The 17,324-nt window shown below is 65.4% G+C and carries 14 protein-coding genes; 2 read left to right on the top strand and 12 right to left on the bottom strand.

Annotation, left to right across the window (positions count from 1 at the left end):
• Positions 1-12: 12 nt before the first annotated feature.
• From AC2YJX_RS13550 to AC2YJX_RS13560, 3 genes are all read right to left on the bottom strand, one after another.
• Entirely contained in the window at positions 13-2,694 is a 2,682-nt protein-coding gene (locus tag AC2YJX_RS13550) for a bifunctional diguanylate cyclase/phosphodiesterase (protein ID WP_207401971.1), read from the bottom strand.
• The gene (locus tag AC2YJX_RS13555) at positions 2,691-3,800 is read right to left on the bottom strand and encodes a TRAP transporter substrate-binding protein (RefSeq protein WP_228896551.1); all 1,110 of its coding nucleotides are present in this window, start codon (positions 3,798-3,800) and stop codon (positions 2,691-2,693) included. Before AC2YJX_RS13555 ends, AC2YJX_RS13550 begins: the two co-directional genes overlap by 4 nt.
• Before the next feature lie 308 nt (positions 3,801-4,108).
• Positions 4,109-4,939 (bottom strand): SDR family oxidoreductase, encoded by an 831-nt coding sequence (locus tag AC2YJX_RS13560; RefSeq protein ID WP_487256306.1) that lies wholly within the window; start codon positions 4,937-4,939, stop codon positions 4,109-4,111.
• 64 nt (positions 4,940-5,003) lie between these two features.
• On the opposite strand from AC2YJX_RS13560, the gene AC2YJX_RS13565 reads away from it, so the two are divergent.
• Together AC2YJX_RS13565 and AC2YJX_RS13570 are read left to right on the top strand one after the other, a co-directional pair.
• Positions 5,004-5,615, top strand: a complete 612-nt coding sequence (locus AC2YJX_RS13565) for an SH3 domain-containing protein (RefSeq protein WP_121505639.1) — start codon at positions 5,004-5,006, stop codon at positions 5,613-5,615.
• Between the two features lie 10 nt (positions 5,616-5,625).
• Positions 5,626-6,603 (top strand): M48 family metalloprotease, encoded by a 978-nt coding sequence (locus AC2YJX_RS13570; RefSeq protein ID WP_228896545.1) that lies wholly within the window; start codon positions 5,626-5,628, stop codon positions 6,601-6,603.
• Positions 6,604-6,645: 42 nt separating this feature from the next.
• Here AC2YJX_RS13570 and AC2YJX_RS13575 read toward each other — a convergent pair whose 3' ends face one another.
• The 9 genes from AC2YJX_RS13575 to AC2YJX_RS13615 all read right to left on the bottom strand — a co-directional run bounded on the left by AC2YJX_RS13575 (position 6,646) and on the right by AC2YJX_RS13615 (position 17,301).
• Positions 6,646-7,575: a DMT family transporter gene (locus tag AC2YJX_RS13575; RefSeq protein WP_218300452.1), complete on the bottom strand. Its 930-nt coding sequence runs from the start codon at positions 7,573-7,575 to the stop codon at positions 6,646-6,648.
• A gap of 33 nt (positions 7,576-7,608) precedes the next feature.
• Complete coding sequence (locus AC2YJX_RS13580) at positions 7,609-9,231, bottom strand: gamma-glutamyltransferase family protein (RefSeq protein ID WP_487256307.1); 1,623 nt, start codon at positions 9,229-9,231, stop codon at positions 7,609-7,611.
• A gap of 146 nt (positions 9,232-9,377) precedes the next feature.
• The gene (locus tag AC2YJX_RS13585; protein ID WP_228896822.1) at positions 9,378-10,634 is read right to left on the bottom strand and encodes a DUF3422 family protein; all 1,257 of its coding nucleotides are present in this window, start codon (positions 10,632-10,634) and stop codon (positions 9,378-9,380) included.
• Between the two features lie 163 nt (positions 10,635-10,797).
• Complete coding sequence (locus AC2YJX_RS13590) at positions 10,798-12,309, bottom strand: tripartite tricarboxylate transporter permease (protein WP_055401467.1); 1,512 nt, start codon at positions 12,307-12,309, stop codon at positions 10,798-10,800.
• 15 nt (positions 12,310-12,324) lie between these two features.
• Positions 12,325-12,813 carry a tripartite tricarboxylate transporter TctB family protein gene (locus AC2YJX_RS13595; RefSeq protein ID WP_055401465.1) on the bottom strand — a complete coding sequence of 163 codons (489 nt, stop codon included), beginning with the start codon at positions 12,811-12,813 and terminating at the stop codon, positions 12,325-12,327.
• Positions 12,814-13,098: 285 nt separating this feature from the next.
• On the bottom strand, positions 13,099-14,892 hold the full coding sequence (gene tfpB, locus AC2YJX_RS13600) for a type IV pilus assembly ATPase TfpB (RefSeq protein WP_487256308.1): 1,794 nt from the start codon (positions 14,890-14,892) through the stop codon (positions 13,099-13,101).
• 41 nt (positions 14,893-14,933) lie between these two features.
• Complete coding sequence (locus tag AC2YJX_RS13605; RefSeq protein WP_055401461.1) at positions 14,934-15,698, bottom strand: class I SAM-dependent methyltransferase; 765 nt, start codon at positions 15,696-15,698, stop codon at positions 14,934-14,936.
• Positions 15,699-15,707: 9 nt separating this feature from the next.
• Positions 15,708-16,358 (bottom strand): DNA-deoxyinosine glycosylase, encoded by a 651-nt coding sequence (locus AC2YJX_RS13610; protein WP_487256309.1) that lies wholly within the window; start codon positions 16,356-16,358, stop codon positions 15,708-15,710.
• A 115-nt stretch (positions 16,359-16,473) separates the two neighbouring features.
• Positions 16,474-17,301: a TatD family hydrolase gene (locus AC2YJX_RS13615; protein WP_487256310.1), complete on the bottom strand. Its 828-nt coding sequence runs from the start codon at positions 17,299-17,301 to the stop codon at positions 16,474-16,476.
• Between the last annotated feature and the right edge of the window lie 23 nt (positions 17,302-17,324).

Raw genomic sequence — 17,324 nt, forward strand, 5'->3', positions numbered from 1 at the left:
CGGCAGGCGGGATCAGCCTGCTGCGCCTTCGGCCGAGGCTTGTGTTGCGGCCTGCTGCAACAAGACTTCGAGCTCCGATACCGGCCCGGGCATGCCCAGCAAATAGCCCTGAAAGAGCTGGCAGCCATAGTCTGCCAGCAGGGCTTTCTGCTGTGCGGTTTCCACACCTTCGGCAATCACATCCAGCTCCAGGTTGCGCGCCATGCCGATGATGGTCTGCACGATCACGTCGTCGGTGTGCCGCACACCCAGGTTGCGCACAAAGGACTGGTCGATCTTGAGCTGGTCCAGCGGCAGCCGCGTGAGGTAGGCCAGCGACGAGTAGCCCGTGCCGAAGTCGTCCACCGAAAAGCGCACACCCTTGGTCTTGAGCAGGCCCATCTTGGCAATGGTGTCGTCCACGTTGTCCAGCACCAGCGACTCGGTCAGCTCCAGCTTGAGCAGGTGGGGCCGCGCGCCGGTCTCGCGCAGCACCTCGACCACGCGGGCCACGAAGTCGCGCTGGCGGAACTGCCGGGCGCTCACGTTGACCGACAGCGGTACGTGCCGGTAGCGGGCATCGTTCTCCCACGCCGCCAGCTGCTCGCACGCGGTGCGCAGCACCCAGTGGCCCATGGGCACGATGAGTTCGCTTTCTTCTGCCACGCCTATGAAGGCGCTCGGCGCAATCAGGCCGCGCTCGGGATGGATCCAGCGGATCAGCGCCTCGGCGCCCACGATGCGCCCGTCCAGATGGAACTGGGGCTGGTAGTGCAGCGCGAACTGCCGCGCGGCCAGCGCGGCCTGCAGATCCCCCTCCAGCTGCGCGCGCACGCTGATGGCAATCTGCATCTGCGGATCGAAAAAACACAGCGCATTGCGGCCCTGCGACTTGACCTGGTACATGGCGATGTCGGCCTGTTTGAGCAGATCGACCGAGGGCTGCAGCGCCCCGCCCATGAGCGTGGCCCCAATGCTGGGCGTGCTGTGGTGGCTGAGCCCGGCCAGCGAGTACGGCATGTTGAGCGTGCGCAGGATCTTTTCGCCCACGCGGCGCGCATAGGCAGCCGCCTCTTCGCTGTGCAGCGACAGCTCGTGCAGCATGACCACGAACTCGTCTCCCCCCAGGCGCGCCACGGTGTCCTCGCGGCGCACGCAGGTCTTCAGGCGCTCTGCCACCTGGCGCAGCAGCATGTCGCCCACCTCATGGCCCATGGTGTCGTTCAGCGTCTTGAAGTGGTCCAGATCCAGGAACAGCAAGGCCCCGTACTGCCCGCTGCGCACACTGGCCGCAATCACCTGCTGCATGCGGTCCATCAGCAGCCGGCGGTTGGGCAGATTGGTCAGAGGGTCGTAGAAGGCCAGGCTCTCAATCTCAGCGCTGGCGCGGCGCAGGGCCGTCACGTCGTGGTAGGTGATGACCAGCCCGCCTTCGGGCGTGGGCCGTTCGGTGATCTGGATCGTGCGGCCATTGGGCAGCACCTGCTCATGGGGCTCATGGTGCTGGTTCTGCTTGAGCAGCCGCAGCTCCACCCAGCGCATGCGTTCTTCCTCGCTGGCGCGCGGCAGATGGTGCCGGGCGGTCTCTTCCATCACGCGCCGAAACGGCACCATGGGCGCCATCACGGCGCGCAGCCAGGGGAAAATTTCCTCAAACCGGCTGTTCCATTGCACCACGCGCTGCTCGCCGTCGAGCAGAACAAAACCACTCACCATCGACTCCAGTGCCTGGTCGAGGGTGGCCTTGGACTGCGCAATGGCAAGCCGCGCCTGGGACATGCGGTCCAGGTAGCGCAGCGCCAGGTTGCCCGCTGCCACGATCATGGCCACAAACAACAGACCCGTCAGTGCAATGGCGTTGCGCTGGTCGCGCCAGCCTGCCAGCGCATCGCGCAGCGGAATGCTCGCCGAGATGCGCAGGTCCTGGTACAGGATGGGTCGGTAGACCACCAGCGCCGGCTCGCCACTCAAGCGGGCGGGTGCCTTCCACGCCTGCCCCAGGGCGGCCACCTCCTGCAGTGGCGGGGACAGCACGGGCGTGATCGCCTCTTCGCGGTTGGGCGCGCTCAGCAGCAGCAGCCCTCCGGCACGCTCCAGCGTCACTTGCAGGCCTGTGATGTCCACACCCTGGACCAGCACCGAGCTGAGCGCCCCCACCGGCAATTCGGCAATGGCCACCACAAGGGAACTGTCGGCCATGCGCAGGTGGCGCGCAAAATACAGCACGCGCTCGGCAGTCGCAAAGCTCACCACCGGCGGGCTGATCATCAGGGTGGAAACGGGCTGCTCCAGCACAGACGCCAGAAAACCGGGAGGCAGCTGCAGCGGCAGCGCACTGCCAGCCGCATCGGAAGAGGCGATGGTCTTGCCGTTCGCGTCCAGCAGCGCCACATAGCGCACCATCAGGTTCTGCCGAGCGGAGCTGCGCAGGCGCTGGCTTGCAAGGTCAGGGTCCACCCATTCGCTCATCGAACCCGACAGGCCCAGCAGTTCGTCCATGCTGGCCAGCAGCACGTCCACCGCCAGCAGGGAACGATTGAGCGCCGCTTCGGCACCCGCCACAAAACGGGTGGCCTGGGCTTCGTAATCGTCCAGCGCCACCTTGCGAGCGTTCCATACCAGCGCGGCAGACACCATCACCACCGCCGCAATGAACACCGCCGCCCCGGCCCATACAAAGGCCCTGATGCGCAGTGGGGTCGTGGTATCCCTCATTTCGCCGGGGCCGCAGCCAGGCCACGGACGGGACCGATCGTCTGGTTCCACACCTGGGCGCAACGCGGCCCGCAGCGCTGCACCCAGCGCGGCAGCACGGTGGAGGCAAGGATCTCCTGGCGGCTGCGTTCATCCTGCGCAGACACCGGCACCACCACCATGCTGCCCTTGCGTCCCCCCACACAGGCGGGGATGCCACGGTTGCAGGCCATGCCGTCGGAGGTTTCGCGCTCGGACTCCTCCCAGATGGCGGCCTCCAGCCGGGGCAGCTCGCGCCGCAGCAGGGCCCGCAGATCGGGTGGCAGAGCCTCCCAGGCGGCCTTGTTGGCGCTGAACACCGCCAGTCCCCAAGTCACGGGCAGCGCATGCACATGGGAGGTCATGGTATGCAGCCCCAGCGTGTTGCCCGACATGGTGCCGGTGATGGCGCACTCGGTATTGCCCGCCGTGAGGCTGGGCACGATCTGCGCGAAGCCAGTCAGCACGGGGATGCCGCCGAGCGCCCCGACAAAATCCGCCTGGGTGGATGACGACACGCGCGTGCGGCGCCCGGCCAGATCGGCCAGCCCGCGCAGGGGCTTCTTGCAAAACACCACCTGGGCCGGATACACATACATCGCCAGCGCCTCCACGCCGTGCTGGTCACGCAGACTCTTCTCCAGGTAAGGGCGAAACGCCGCCAGCGTGGTCTTGAGCGTGGCAATGTCGGGGTTCAGCCCCGCCAGATCGGGTGCGGTGTACTCGGGGTACTGGGCCGTGAACGAGCTCATGAGCGTGGTGCCAAAAGGCACCACACCCAGCTGCAGCAGGCGCAGCATTTCGGCGCCAGGCACGCCCGCTCGGTCAAAGGGCACGATTTCAGCGTCAAACCGGCCACCGCTCAAGCGGAGCAGTTCCTTGCTCCAGAAGGGCTCTTCCTGCCGGGTGTACTGGTTGATACCTGCCAGCCCCCCCACGATGCGCAGCTTGTAGGGCGCAGTGGCCGCTGCCGGGGTGGCCGCAGGCTGGCCCACAGCCTGTGGCGAACAACCCAGCGCGGCCCATGCCACGCACAGTGCAGCGATGCGGTGCAGAAGGCGGGAAGTCACAGCGGGTTTGGGCTGCATGGCAACTTCTGGCTCGTCAACCGGGGGGCAGTGGACGGCCACCGCCGCGCACCCTTCATGCCCAGGGCCATGCCAGCGCCCCAGCGGCATCCATGGATCGCATAGAGGTCTGGAAGGCCGCCCTGGGGAGGGATGCGCGGTGTCATGTTCCGGTACTTTCGGGTTGGAATGCTGGGGCACCATTCTTCACCAAGTTTTCCCCCTCGGCGGGCAAAGCTGTCTGCAAAACGCCACGCCCTGCCGCCAGGGAATCTCCTTCGCCCGCCAGTGACCACAGACGACGGGTTGACCTTCTGTCTCAACCCGGGTCAGAAGGTCCCAGGATAAGCGCCGCCGTCCGCCAGCACGTTCTGCCCGGTCATATAACCCGCCTGCTGGCTGCACAGGAAAGCGCAGATGGCACCAAACTCCTGCGCCGTGCCATACCGCCCTGCCGGAATCTGGGCCTGCTGTTGCGCGCGAACATCGTCCACGCTCTTGCCAGCCTTACCGGCAGCAGCGGTCACGGTGGCGGCCAGTCGGTCGGTGTCGAACTTGCCGGGCAAGAGGTTGTTGATGGTGACGCCCCGTGCAGCGATCTTGCTGCGCGAGACCCCCGCCACAAAGCCCGTGAGCCCGCTGCGCGCGCCGTTGGACAGGCCCAGGATGTCGATGGGCGCCTTCACCGCGCTGGAGGTGATGTTGACGATGCGGCCAAAGCCTCGCGCAGCCATGCCGTCCACTGTGGCCTTGATCAGTTCGATGGGGGTGAGCATGTTGGCGTCCACGGCCTTGATCCATGCATCGCGGTCCCAGTCGCGGAAGTCGCCCGTGGGCGGGCCGCCGGCATTTGTCACCACGATGTCAAAGTCACGGCCCGGGCCACCTGTCACGGAGAACACGGCAGCACGGCCCTCGGCGGTGGTGATGTCAGCAGCTACCGCCAGCACCGTCGGTTTGGAGCTTTTTTGGCCGCCAGCGCTTTCCTGCATTGCGCCTTCAGCTACCAATTGTGTAGCAGCCTGCTCCAGCGCCTGGGCATTGCGGGCGTTGATGACCACATTGACGCCCTCACGCACCAGGGCCAGCGCACAGCCATAGCCCAAACCCTTGCTCGCGCCACACACCAGCGCCCATTTGCCTGCGATACCCAAATCCATAACAATCTCCGGTTCTGCTGCAAGCCGCAGCATTCACAGATCATCATAAGTGGAGAGCTGCAACATGAATTGGCTGCACCGCGGAGCCCTGGCCACCTGGCTGGCATGGGCCGCATTGGCACCCCTGGCAGGTAGCGCGCATGCGCAGGAGGCGGCCGTGGTCAAGCGTGCCACCCAGTTGCGCGACACCCCCGCCGACAGCGGTGCGAGCGTGGCCCCGCTGGAGGCCAACACCGTGGTCACGCGCAGCAACGAGCGCAAGGGCCCCTGGACCAAGGTGAGCACACAGCAAGGCGCCACCGGCTGGGTGCACATGTTCGACCTGGGACCGCAGTCGGGGTCGGCCACGCCCACCAACAACGCCGCCACCAGCGGCCTGCGAGGCCTGGGCGGGCTGTTTGGCGGCAACAGCGGCTCCACCACCACGGCCACGTCCACGGTGGGCATTCGTGGCCTGGATGCTGAAGACATCGCCAATGCGCAGCCCAATCCTGCCGCCGTCGGCCGGGCAGAAAGCCTGCGGGTGAATGCCGACCAGGCGCGCCAGTTCGCCAGCTCGGCGTCCCTGCAATCCCGGGATGTGCCCGCCCTGGCGCAGCCCGCACTGCCCACATCCAGTCGGGGCTCCGGCAGCGGGTCCAGCAACCCCTCCGACCCCAACTACAGCCCTAACTGAGGAAATGGCCATGAACCGGAATTCCACCTGGAAACGCCGCGCGCAGACGGCAGCCTTGTGCGCGCTGCTCGCCGCAGCGCCCCTGGCCGCCCACAGCCAGAACGTGATGAACATCCTCAACTCCCTGGGGGGCGGGCTGGGCTCGGCCATCACGGGGGGCAAAGCCGCTCCGGCGGCGCAGGGTGACGATCTGATCAGCCTGCTCACGCAGTCGATGGAGAACATCGACGAGGCCAAGGAAATCGAGATCGGCCGCCAGCTGGCCGCCCTGCTGCTGGGCGCCAAGCCCGCCCACCCGGACATGGCACTGCAGCGCTATGTGAACCGCCTGGGCCGGTGGGTGAGCCTGCAGTCGTCGCGCCCTGGCCTGCCGTGGACCTTTGTGGTGCTGGACGACGCAGGCTACAACGCCTTTGCCGCGCCGGGCGGCTATGTGTTCGTGACCAAGGGGCTCATTGACCGCTGCGCCGACGAGTCCGAGCTGGCGGGCATCCTGGCGCACGAGATCACGCACGTGACCTCCAAACACCACCTCCAGGCCATCCGGCAAAGCGCCATGGCGGGGGTCGGCACGCAACTGCTGGCCTCGCAGATCCGCACCAGCAACATCGCCGGGCAGCTCGTCAAGGACCAGCTGCTGTCGCTGTTCCGCACCGTCTACACCAAGGGGCTGAGCCAGTCCGACGAATTCGAGGCGGACCGCACCGGGGTGTCGCTGGCGGCCAAGGCGGGTTTTGACCCCTACGGTCTGGTCTCGGTGCTGCAGCAGCTGCGCACCGTCACGCCGGACAACCCCATGTTCACGCTGACGATGTCCACCCACCCCGCCGCACAGGCCCGTCTGGATTACCTGGAGCAGTCCATGGGCCGCCAGCTCGATGGGCTGGGCGGGTCGCGCGCATCGATTGCACAGCGCCTGGGCGGCAGTGCGCCTGCCAATGCACCAGCACCCTCTGCCCGGCCTGCAGCGGCAAAGAAGGCGGGATAAGTCACCCCCAAGGAGAGCGCGCACCCGCTCTCCGCTGCCAGGTCAGGGCGCTTGGCGGCGCGCCAATTGCGTGAACACAAAAATACCCGTGATCACCAGTGCCGTGCCCGCAGCCACCCACACCGTGAACGGCTCACCCAGAATCCACACCCCCATGAGGATGGTGGACAGCGGCCCCACCATGCCGGTCTGCGCGGTCATTCCAGCGCCCACGCGCTCAATGGCCATCATCACCATGAGCACGGGCGCAGCCGTGCAGAGCGTGGCGTTGAGGATAGACAGCCAGATCACCTCGGGCGCCACCACGGCAGCGCTGAAAGGCCGCAGCACCACAAACTGCAGCAGACACAGCAGGCACGCCACGGTGGTGGCCAGTCCCACCAGCCGCAGCGAACCCAGGCGCCGCACCATCTCGCCGCTGTAGACCAGATAGATGGCATAGCTCACCGCACTCAGGAACACCAGCAGGGTGCCCCAGGCTGCGTTGGTGCCCTGCAGGTTGGCTTCGTGGCCGAACACCAGCACCACGCCGCAGTAGCTGATCAGCATGCCCACCGCCTGCCCCCAGTGGATGCCGCGCCGATACAGCACCCAGCCCAGCATTACCACCAGCGTGGGGTTGAGATACAGGATCAGGCGCTCCAGGCTGGCACTGATGTAGGCCAGCCCTGCAAAGTCCAGAAAACTCGCCAGGTAGTAGCCCGTGAGCCCCAGCCCCAGCACGCCCAGCCAGTCCTTGCGGGTCAGGGGGGGCTTGCCCCGGCTGGCCCACCAGGCCATCACGGCGAAGATGGGCAGCGCAAACAGCATGCGGTACATGATGAGCGTGACCGCATCAACACCGTGGCGGTACGCCAGCTTGACGATGATGGCCTTGCCGCTGAAGGCGATGGAGCCCAGCAGGGCCAGGGCAAGACCGGTTGCTACGTTTTTTGTAGCTGCTTGCGCTTGTTCAGATTGCGGTGGAGCCACTTTTTCTTCAAATCCTGATCTGGCGGCAGCCGGTCAATACCCCGCCACTTGGCCGTCGCGACGCGGATCGCTGGCGGCCACATAGCCCTGTACTTTGGGATCGCCCATGCGCCAGATGAACTGGCCGGCGCCAAAGTCCTGGTAGGAATCCTGGATCACCTCCATGCGGTGCCCCAGGCCCAGCAGGCCCTGCACCGTCACGGCGGGCATGGCGGCCTCGACGTTGATCGACAGCCCCTCATTGAAGCGCCAGCGTGGTGCGTCGCAAGCCACCTGCGGGTTCTGGCCGTAGTCCAGCATGCGCACCAGGGTTTGCATGTGGCCCTGTGGCTGCATGTTGGCGCCCATCACTCCGTAGCTCATCACGGGCTGGCCGTTTTGCGTGAGGAAGGCGGGGATGATGGTGTGAAACGGTCGCTTGCCGGGTGCCACCAGGTTGGCTGGGTTGGGGCCCGCCGGGTCGGTGCTGAAAGCCTGGCCCCGGTTCTGCAGGCTGATGCCAAAGGTGGGCTCCACACAACCCGAGCCGAAGCCCATGTAGTTGCTCTGGATGAAGCTCACCATCATGCCGTTTTCGTCGGCCGCAGTGAGGTAGATCGTGCCACCCTTGACCGGATTGCCAGCCCCGAAATCCTGCGCCTTGTTCATGTCGATGAGTTTGGCACGGGAGGCCAGGTACGCGTCATCGAGCATTTGCGCGGGGGTCACCTCCATGGACGATGGCTCGGCCACATGGCGGTACACATCGGCAAATGCGAGCTTCATGGCCTCGATCTGCAGATGCTGGGACGCTGCGCCATCCACGGGATGGCTCGCCAGATCGAATCGGTCCAGTATGCCCAGCGCAATCAGCGCTGCGATGCCCTGCCCGTTGGGCGGGATCTCGTGCAGGGTATAGCCTCGGTAGTTGCGGGCAATGGGCGTAACCCATTCAGGGCGGTGTGCTGCCAGATCCGCCAGCGTCAGGCTGCCGCCCTGGGCCTGCGAGAAGGCGACCAGCGCCTGGGCAATTTCGCCCCTGTAGAACGCCTGGCCCTGTGTGGCCCCGATGGCGCGCAGCGCACGGGCTGCGGCGGCAAACTGGAAGAGCTCACCCACCTGCGGCGCGCGGCCCCAGGGCATAAAGCTTTGCGCAAACCCCGGCTGCGACTGCAGTTCAGGCACTGCAGCAGCCCATTTTTGCTGCACCACCACCGGCACCAGGTAGCCACGCTCGGCAATCTCGGCGGCGGGCTCCATCAGCGCGGCAAAGGGCAGCTTGCCGAAACGCTCGGACAGAGCGACCCACGCGCTGACGGCACCCGGCACAGTGACGGAATCGATCCCGCGTTTGGGAGGGCTCGCCGGGCTCTTGCCGTAGCGGCTGTGAAAGTACCCGGGTGTCCAGGCCGCAGGGGCGCGGCCCGAGGCATTGAGCCCGTGCAGGGCCTGTCCGTCCCACAGGATGCAGAACGCGTCGCTGCCCAGCCCATTGCTCACGGGCTCGCAGATCGTCATGGCCGCTGCCGCCGCCACAGCAGCATCAACGGCATTGCCGCCCTGCTGCAGCATGCGCAGGCCCGCCTGGGCGGCCAACGGATGCGAGGTGGAAACCACATTGCGCGCAAACACCGGCAGGCGGGTGCTGGCATAGGGGTGGGTGTAGCTGAAGTGCATCGAGCCATTATGGGTCGCGTGCCATGTCCGCACACCGGGCGTGCGACAAGGGCCTGCCTGCCCGTAGGGCTTGGCCCCACCCCCAGCATCCCTGCTCAGCACTCAGCACGCCGCGGTGCGCTGAGCTGTCTTCTTGTGGATCCCTGCTAGCCGTGCTTGCGGAACACCCGGTGGTGCAGCCGCCTCAGCGACCACCACACGCCGCCCGCCACCACCGGAATGGCGATGGCCGCCGTGGTTTCCGGCGACAGGGGCCAACCAAGCTTCTGCGCCCCCTTGGCCAGGTAGCTCACCAGGCCCACGATGTAGTACGTGATGGCCGCCACCGACAGGCCCTCCACCGTGGACTGCATCTGCAGCTGCAAATCCTGCCGGTGGTTCATGGTGGTCAGCAGCGCCTGGCTGCTTTGCTGCTGCTCGATCTCCACGCGGGTGCGCAGCAGGTTGCTCATGCGCGAGACACGTTGCGACAGCGCATCCTGGCGCCGCGCCGCCCATTCGCAGGTGCTGCGTGCAGGCGTGAGGCGCCGGTCCATGAATTCCCGAATCGTCTGCATCCCGGCCAGGCGCGATTCGGCAATGTCCTGAATGCGCTTGTCCAGCAGTTCGAAGTACGCGCTGCTGGCCGAAAAACGCGAGTGGGTGGCCGCATACTGGCTCTCCACCTGCCCGGCCAGACGGGTCAGGCGGTCCAGCAGCGCAGGCTCTGCGTCGCGGTTGGCGGTGCGGATGGCGTCGGCCAGTTCGGCCAGTTCGCGTTCGGCAAAAGCCAGCACACTGGCGGCCTCGCGCGCAGCGGGCAGGCCCAGCAAGGCAGCCATGCGGTAGGTCTCGATTTCGAGCAGGCGCTGCACCAGGCGGCCCAGGCGGCGCTGCGTCATGCCGCCCGCGAGCAGCACCATGCGCGAGAACCCATCGGCGTGGATCGCAAAATCGGTGTAGACCTCGCCATGCCCGTCGGCCACCGTGGAGGCCACCAGCGTGTCCTCATGCAGCACATGCTTGACCAGCGACCCCGAACCAAAGGTGTGGGTGGGCAGTACCCACAGGTTCAGGCTGCACAGACAATGCCCGGGCAAAGCCGCCAGCCACCCGCGGGGCACCGCGTCTGCGGCGCTGGCCGGCTCCCGCTCGCCAAAGGCGTCGGCCGCCATGGGCACCATGAAGGTCCAGGACACAAATTCGGTGTGCAGCTCCCAGCGCATGCGGTAAGCCCCCAGGTCCATGCGCAGGTGCGTGGTGTCCGCATCGGGCAATGCCAGGTGGTGGTCGCGCAACAGAGCCGCCACATGGGCCCGGCTCGCTTCACGCCCTGCGGCATCGGCCAGCATCACGATGTGTGCAATGGCCAGCGGGGCCGTCATGGCCTCGGGCGGACGGGCGTGGATTTCGTTGTGCAGCATCGCCCGGTGGGGATGCTGTGGCAGATGGAATGGAGTGGACATGCGGGCCTCTTGCCCGCCATTGTGTACTGGCGCTGAGGGCGTGCTGCGGCTGCAGATCGCCAAAAAACAACGGCACCCGAAGGTGCCGTTGTTCTGGAGTCGGATGGAAAAGGCCGTGCCGTCAGTCTTCGACGAAGGCTTCCTCGCGCTTGCTCTTCACCGAAGGCAGCAGCACGATGATGAGCAGCAGTGCCGCAGCAGCCAGCAGGCCTGCCGACAGCGGACGCGTGACGAACACGCTCCAGTCGCCACGCGACAGCAGCAGTGCGCGGCGCAGGTTCTCTTCCATCATCGGGCCGAGGATGAAGCCCAGCAGCAGAGGTGCGGGTTCGGTGCCCAGCTTGTGGAAGATGTAGCCCACCAGCCCAAACGCACCCACCATCCAGATGTCCCAGGTGTTGTTGTTGGTCGAATACACACCCACCGCGCAGAACAGCACGATGGACGGGAACAGCCAGCGGTAGGGCACCGTGAGCAGCTTGATCCAAATGCCGATCAGCGGCAGGTTCAAGATGATCAGCATGGCATTGCCCAGCCACATCGAGGCGATCAGGCCCCAGAACAGCTCGGGATTGCTCGTCATCACCTGGGGACCAGGCTGGATGTTGTGGATCGTCATGGCACCCACCATCAGCGCCATCACGGCGTTGGGGGGGATACCCAGCGTCAGCAGCGGGATGAAGGAAGTCTGCGAACCGGCATTGTTGGCCGACTCGGGCGCTGCCACACCACGGATGTTGCCTTGGCCAAAAGGCACTTCACCGGGCTGGAGCTTGGTCTTCTTCTCCACGGTGTAGGCCGCAAACGCAGCCAGCAATGCCCCACCACCGGGCAGGATACCGAGGGCGGCACCCAGCGCCGTGCCCCGCAGCACGGCAGGAATCATGCGCTTGAAGTCGTCCTTGGTGGGGAACAGGCCTTCCACCTTGGCAGTGAACACTTCGCGCTCATCGTCAGGGCGCGAGAGGTTGGCAATGATCTCGCCGTAGCCGAAAACACCCATGGCGATGGTCACAAAGCCGATGCCGTCGGTCAGTTCAGGAATGTCGAAGCTGAAACGGGCCACACCCGAGTTCACGTCGGTACCCACCAGGCCCATCAGCAGGCCCAGCACGATCATGGCCACGGCCTTGAGCAGCGAGCCCGAAGCCAGCACCACGGCGCCAATGAGGCCCAGCACCATCAGCGAGAAGTACTCGGCAGGGCCGAACTTGAATGCCACTTCGGTCAACGGAGGTGCGAAGGCCGCCAGGATCAGCGTACCCACGCAGCCGGCAAAGAACGAGCCCAGGCCCGCCGCCGCCAACGCAGGGCCCGCACGGCCCTTGCGCGCCATCTGGTAGCCGTCGATCACGGTCACCACCGACGAGGACTCGCCCGGCAGGTTCACCAGAATGGCAGTGGTCGAGCCACCGTACTGCGCACCGTAATAGATACCGGCCAGCATGATCAGCGCAGCCACGGGTGGCAGCGCGTAGGTGGCTGGAAGCAGCATGGCGATGGTTGCCACCGGGCCGATGCCGGGCAACACACCAATGAGCGTGCCTAGCAAGCAGCCCACAAAGCAGTAAATGAGGTTTTGGAACGTGAACGCGACGCCAAAACCCATCGCGAGGTTGTCAAATAATTCCATGGTCGGTGCTCCTGCTCAACCCGTGATGAAACTCGGCCACACAGGGAACTGCAGCTTGAGCGCCCAGACGAATGCCACGTAACTGCCAATGGCCAACACAGTGGCCAGGATGAACACGGACTTCGCGTGGAACTCCTGGCCCGCCAGGCTTGCAATGAAGGTCAGTGCATAGATGCCCACGATGAGGCCCATCGCCGGGACACCTATGCTGGGCAAACCGCCCAGCAGGATACCGAACGCAAAGTTGGCAGCCAGGATGAAGAACAGCGGCTTCCAGGCCCACTTTCCAATCTTGTCACCGTCTTGGGTTTCGACCGTAGTGGCCTTGAAGGTGATCGCGCCGCCGATGATGGCCAGCAAGATACCCAGCAGCAGCGGGAAGTAACCCGGGCCCATGCGGGCCCCGTTTCCGACGTTGTACGTGGTGGCTCCCCACGCAAACGCAACACCAACCCCCATGAACATGAGGCCAGCAAAGAAGTCTTTTTGACTTTTGATTTTCACGAATTGTCTCCTTGGCGGGAAATCTCGACTGCGCGATTGTGCGTGCAACCAAGGCCCGCGCGGATGTGGATTCCACCTACATCCGGTAACGCTTGGGATGTCCTGCATAACCCTCGCGCGTCGTTGGTAGTGCGGATCGGGAAAGGCCGCAAGGCGTCTTTTTGCGGCCAATAGCATGGCTATTGGCAAGAAAAGCAACGCAGCGGACTGCCCGAGATCGCGCTATCACAGACCGCAGGGAGTTATGCAGGACATCCCTTGCTCCTGCGGAGCTGGTTCAAGGTCTTACTCCAGCGGCGGTGTCGCAGCAATCACCTCGTCCAGCGTGGTCAGGCCCTCTGCCACCCGCAGCGCGCCCGCCAGGCGCAAGGGCCGCATGCCATCCTGCACGGCCTGGCGGCGCAACTGGTCGATCGAGGGCGCCTGGTTGATCTTCTCCTTGAGCGCCTCGGTCACGGTGAGCAATTCATACAGGCCCATGCGCCCCCGAAATCCTCCCATGCGGCAGTCCACGCAGCCCACGGGCTTGTAGGGGTGGTAGCCGCCACTGAGCTTCCAGGGCTTGACCACCTCCACCAGCGTTTCGCGCTGCGCCGTTTCATCCTTTTGTTTGCACTGCTTGCACAGCGTACGCACCAGCCGCTGGGCCAGCACCCCCAGCAGCGTGGCATTGAGCAAATAGGGGGGCACCCCCAGTTCCATCATGCGGGTGATGGCCGACGGGGCGTCGTTGGTGTGCAGTGTGGAGAACACCAGATGCCCGGTCAGCGCAGCCTGGATGGCCATCTCGGCCGTCTCCAGGTCGCGGATTTCGCCCACCATGATGATGTCCGGGTCCTGGCGCATGAGGGCACGCAGGCCTTCGGCAAAGTTGAAGTCGAGCTGGGGCTGCACCTGGGTCTGGTTGAAGCTGGGCTCGATCATTTCGATCGGGTCTTCCACCGTGCTCACGTTCACCTCTTCGGTCGCCACCCGCTTCAAGGTGGAATACAGCGTGGTGGTCTTGCCCGAGCCCGTGGGTCCGGTCACCAAAATGATGCCGTGCGGGCGCTTGACCAGCGCCTCCCAGCGCTCGGCATCGTGCTGGGCAAAGCCCAGGGCGTCCAGATCCTTGACGGCATTGTCCGGGTCAAAGATCCGCATGACCATCTTCTCGCCAAACGCCGTGGGCAGAGTGGACAGGCGCATTTCCACCTCGTCCCCGCGCTGGTTGCGCGTCTTGATGCGGCCATCCTGCGGACGGCGCTTTTCCACCACGTCGATGCGGCCCAGGAGCTTGATGCGCGAGACCATGGCGTTGTGCACACCCATCGGCATCTGGTAGACCGGGTGCAGCACGCCGTCGATGCGAAAACGGATCACGCCCTGGTCGCGCCGTGGTTCCAGATGGATGTCGCTCGCGCGCTGGTCAAAGGCGTATTGCCAGAGCCAGTCCACCACCTTGACCACGCCCTGGTCGTTGGCGTCGAGCTGCTTGTTGCTCTTGCCCAGTTCCACCAGCTGCTCGAAGCTGCTGCCCCCGGAGTTGCCCCCTGCCTTCTGCGCGGCGCGCACGGACTTGGCCAGGGCAAAAAACTCTGCAGTAAACCGGTGAATGTCCAGCGGGCTGGCCACCACGCGGCGCACCGTGCGCCGGGACTGGCGCTCCACCTCCGCCACCCAGTCCTCGATGAAGGGCTCGGCCGTAGCCACCACCACTTCCTTGGCGGTGACCTGCACGGGCAGCACCCTGTGGCGCTCTGCATAGGTGGCGCTCATGGTTTCGGCCACGCGCCCCACGTCCACCTTGAGCGGGTCAATCCGCAAATAAGGCAGGCCTGCCCGCTTGGCCAGGTACTCAGACAACGCCTCGATGTCCAGCGGCTTGCCATCGCTGGCACGTTCCATGGCCACGTTGGCCAGGCGCACCAGCGCATGCTGGGAGCTTTCCGCCTGCGAGCAGCGGGCGATGGTGCGTTGAGCTTCTTCCTGGGAGATGACTTCGTCATCGCTGAGCCACTGCACCATGCGTCGCCAGTCCACGGGACCGACGTAGGGTCGCGCCGCAGTGCTGGCCAGGGAAGCGGAGATTGTTTTCATCAGATACCTTTCCGAAACGGGGCTGTGGGCGGCCCGGGGGCTCAGGCCGCGACGGGCTTGAATGCCCGCAGCCATTTGGTGGTCGGCAGGTCCCAGCGCGCCTGGATGGCCTGCGCCTGCACGTCGAGTTCCGCCCGCTTGGGGCGCGTTGGCGTCTTCTGGGCCAGCACCACGGTGTTGCCTTCTCGCGTGGGCTTGAAGGCCCAGAGTGCCTTGTCACCAAAGGCCGCCGCCATGCTCTGCAGGCTGCGTTCAAAGCTGGACGCCCGCCCGAACAGGTTGACCGTCATGCACCCCGTGTCGGTCAGCAAGGCGCGGCAGTCGGCGTAGAAGTCTGCGCTGTCGAGCACCGGCGCTGCGGCCTCATGGTCGTACAGGTCCACCGCCAGCGCATCCACCGTGCCCTGCCACATGGGGTTCTTGATCTCTTGCGCCGCATCGGCCAGCACCACCCGCAGCTTGGGGCCATCGGGCGGCAGCTTGAACCATTGCCGACACACCGCCAAGACCTGTGGGTTGAGCTCGATGGCCGTGGTGCAGATGCGCAGCTTCTTGTGGCAGAACTTGGTGATGGCACCGGCCCCCAGCCCGAGCTGCATGGCATGCCCCTTGGACACCTGGGGCAGGTCGGCAAACAACAGCCACGCCATCATGCGCTGCACGTACTCCAGTTCCAGTTCAAAAGGCTCTGCAACGCGCATGGACCCCTGAATCCACGGGGTGCCCAGGTGCAGGTGGCGCACTTCGCCGTCATCAGAGACGCTGACTTCGGGCAGTTCTTGTGATTTTTCTTTTTTGCGGGTCATTCACAACAATCAAAGCAGGCGGTGGGCCGCCATCAGGTCCGCCCAGGCAGCCAATTTACGTTCAAAACTCCAGGAGGCATTGGCCGGGCTGGTCGAGGGCAGACGGTGCGATGCGATAGAGCGGGCGGAACCAGGCCCGGAACCCGTGCCCACGCGCTGATCGGAAAGCACATCATCATGCGCCGCAGCGCGGGGGGGCCGGAAGCTGCTGAGCACCGCCGGGGCATGCTTGAAGCTCTCACCCCCATTGTGGGCGACGGCGGCGAGCTGCGGACACACCGCATGCAGGCGCGCAAAGTCGTTGACCTGCGCATTGCGGATGCTGGTGTCCAGGCTGCCCTCCCGCTCGCAGCTCTCATACACATCCCACAGGCCAAGCCCCCTTGCCAGCAACCAGTCGCAACGTGCGGCATACCCTTCGGCCCCTGCGGGCGGCAAGGGATGCAGCGGCCACAGCGCTTGCAAGATCTTCCAGAAATGGTTTTGCGGGTGTGCGTAGTACTGGAGCAGCCGCAAGGAGGCAGCCCCCGGAAAACTTCCGAGGACCAGCACCACCGTGCCTGCAGACACCACCGGCGGCAGCCCCTGGAGGCGCACCGGCGGGGCTGGCGCCGGAGCATCAGGGAGCGGAGGGAGCTGCGTCAGAGCGGCGTCGGGCATCCGCCGATTCTGAACCGAAACCCGTCAGCAACCCCGCGACATCCTCAAAAAAAACGATAGCTGTAAACCCTTTACCACAAAGCGCTAGCCTCCTAAAAACCTACCAATTGGTGGATCAGACGGAGACCAGAGCCTGCAACCGGGGCAGCGCAACCAGCGCATTGGCACAGGTGATACCCGCCAAATCCTCCAGCGGCTGACTGCGCAGCTCGGCCAATGCGCTTGCAATGCGCGGGAGTTCGCCGGGTGCATTGCGCCCTTGGGGCAGGCCTTCGAGCCGCTGGGCGGCGGTGGCATACAACCAATGGGGCGGGATGTCCGGCGCATCGGTCTCCACCACCAGGGTCTCTGCGGGCAGTTCTGCCGCCAGGCGACGCAGCTGCAGCGCCCGGTCGTAGGTCATCGCGCCGCCAAACCCCAGCTTGAAGCCCAGGGCGATGAACGCCTGCGCCTGCTGCACGCTGCCATTGAAGGCATGGGCGATACCGCCTTGTACCGGCAGCTCCCGCAAGCCCTTGAGCAATTTGTCGGACGAGCGGCGCACATGCAGGATTACGGGCAGGTCGAACCGGCGCGCCAGCTGAAGCTGCGTGCGATAGAACTGCTCCTGCCGGGCTGGGTCCAGGCCGGGCACAAAATAATCCAGGCCAATCTCTCCGATGGCCACCAGACGCTGGTCAGCCCGGTGTTGCTCCAGTTCCTGCGCCAGCAGCTCCAGATCTGCGTCGTGCGCGCGCCCTGTGTAAAGGGGGTGAATGCCCAGCGCATAGCTATCGCCATGCCGATGGGCCAGGGCGCGCACCGTGGCCCAGTTGCTGCGCTCCACCGCCGGAATCACACAATGGGCCACGCCCTTGGCCCGCGCCTGGGCACGCACGGCATCGCGGTCGGGGTCAAATTCGGGCGCATCCAGGTGGCAATGGGTATCGATCCAGACAGTCATTGGGTGATGATGCCCCATCAGCC

The organism is Acidovorax sp. SRI_002, assembly GCF_057586455.1.

Bases quoted from the DNA above. Each gene is read 5' to 3' on its own strand.
- AC2YJX_RS13565 (WP_121505639.1), top strand. From the start codon at position 5,004: ATGAATTGGCTGCACCGCGGAGCCCTGGCCACCTGGCTGGCATGGGCC.
- AC2YJX_RS13585 (WP_228896822.1), bottom strand. From the start codon at position 10,634: ATGCTGCACAACGAAATCCACGCCCGTCCGCCCGAGGCCATGACGGCC.
- AC2YJX_RS13580 (WP_487256307.1), bottom strand. From the start codon at position 9,231: ATGCACTTCAGCTACACCCACCCCTATGCCAGCACCCGCCTGCCGGTG.
- AC2YJX_RS13555 (WP_228896551.1), bottom strand. From the start codon at position 3,800: ATGCAGCCCAAACCCGCTGTGACTTCCCGCCTTCTGCACCGCATCGCT.
- AC2YJX_RS13590 (WP_055401467.1), bottom strand. From the start codon at position 12,309: ATGGAATTATTTGACAACCTCGCGATGGGTTTTGGCGTCGCGTTCACG.
- AC2YJX_RS13570 (WP_228896545.1), top strand. From the start codon at position 5,626: ATGAACCGGAATTCCACCTGGAAACGCCGCGCGCAGACGGCAGCCTTG.
- AC2YJX_RS13610 (WP_487256309.1), bottom strand. From the start codon at position 16,358: ATGCCCGACGCCGCTCTGACGCAGCTCCCTCCGCTCCCTGATGCTCCG.
- AC2YJX_RS13560 (WP_487256306.1), bottom strand. From the start codon at position 4,939: ATGGATTTGGGTATCGCAGGCAAATGGGCGCTGGTGTGTGGCGCGAGC.
- AC2YJX_RS13605 (WP_055401461.1), bottom strand. From the start codon at position 15,698: ATGACCCGCAAAAAAGAAAAATCACAAGAACTGCCCGAAGTCAGCGTC.
- AC2YJX_RS13550 (WP_207401971.1), bottom strand. From the start codon at position 2,694: ATGAGGGATACCACGACCCCACTGCGCATCAGGGCCTTTGTATGGGCC.
- tfpB (WP_487256308.1), bottom strand. From the start codon at position 14,892: ATGAAAACAATCTCCGCTTCCCTGGCCAGCACTGCGGCGCGACCCTAC.
- AC2YJX_RS13615 (WP_487256310.1), bottom strand. From the start codon at position 17,301: ATGACTGTCTGGATCGATACCCATTGCCACCTGGATGCGCCCGAATTT.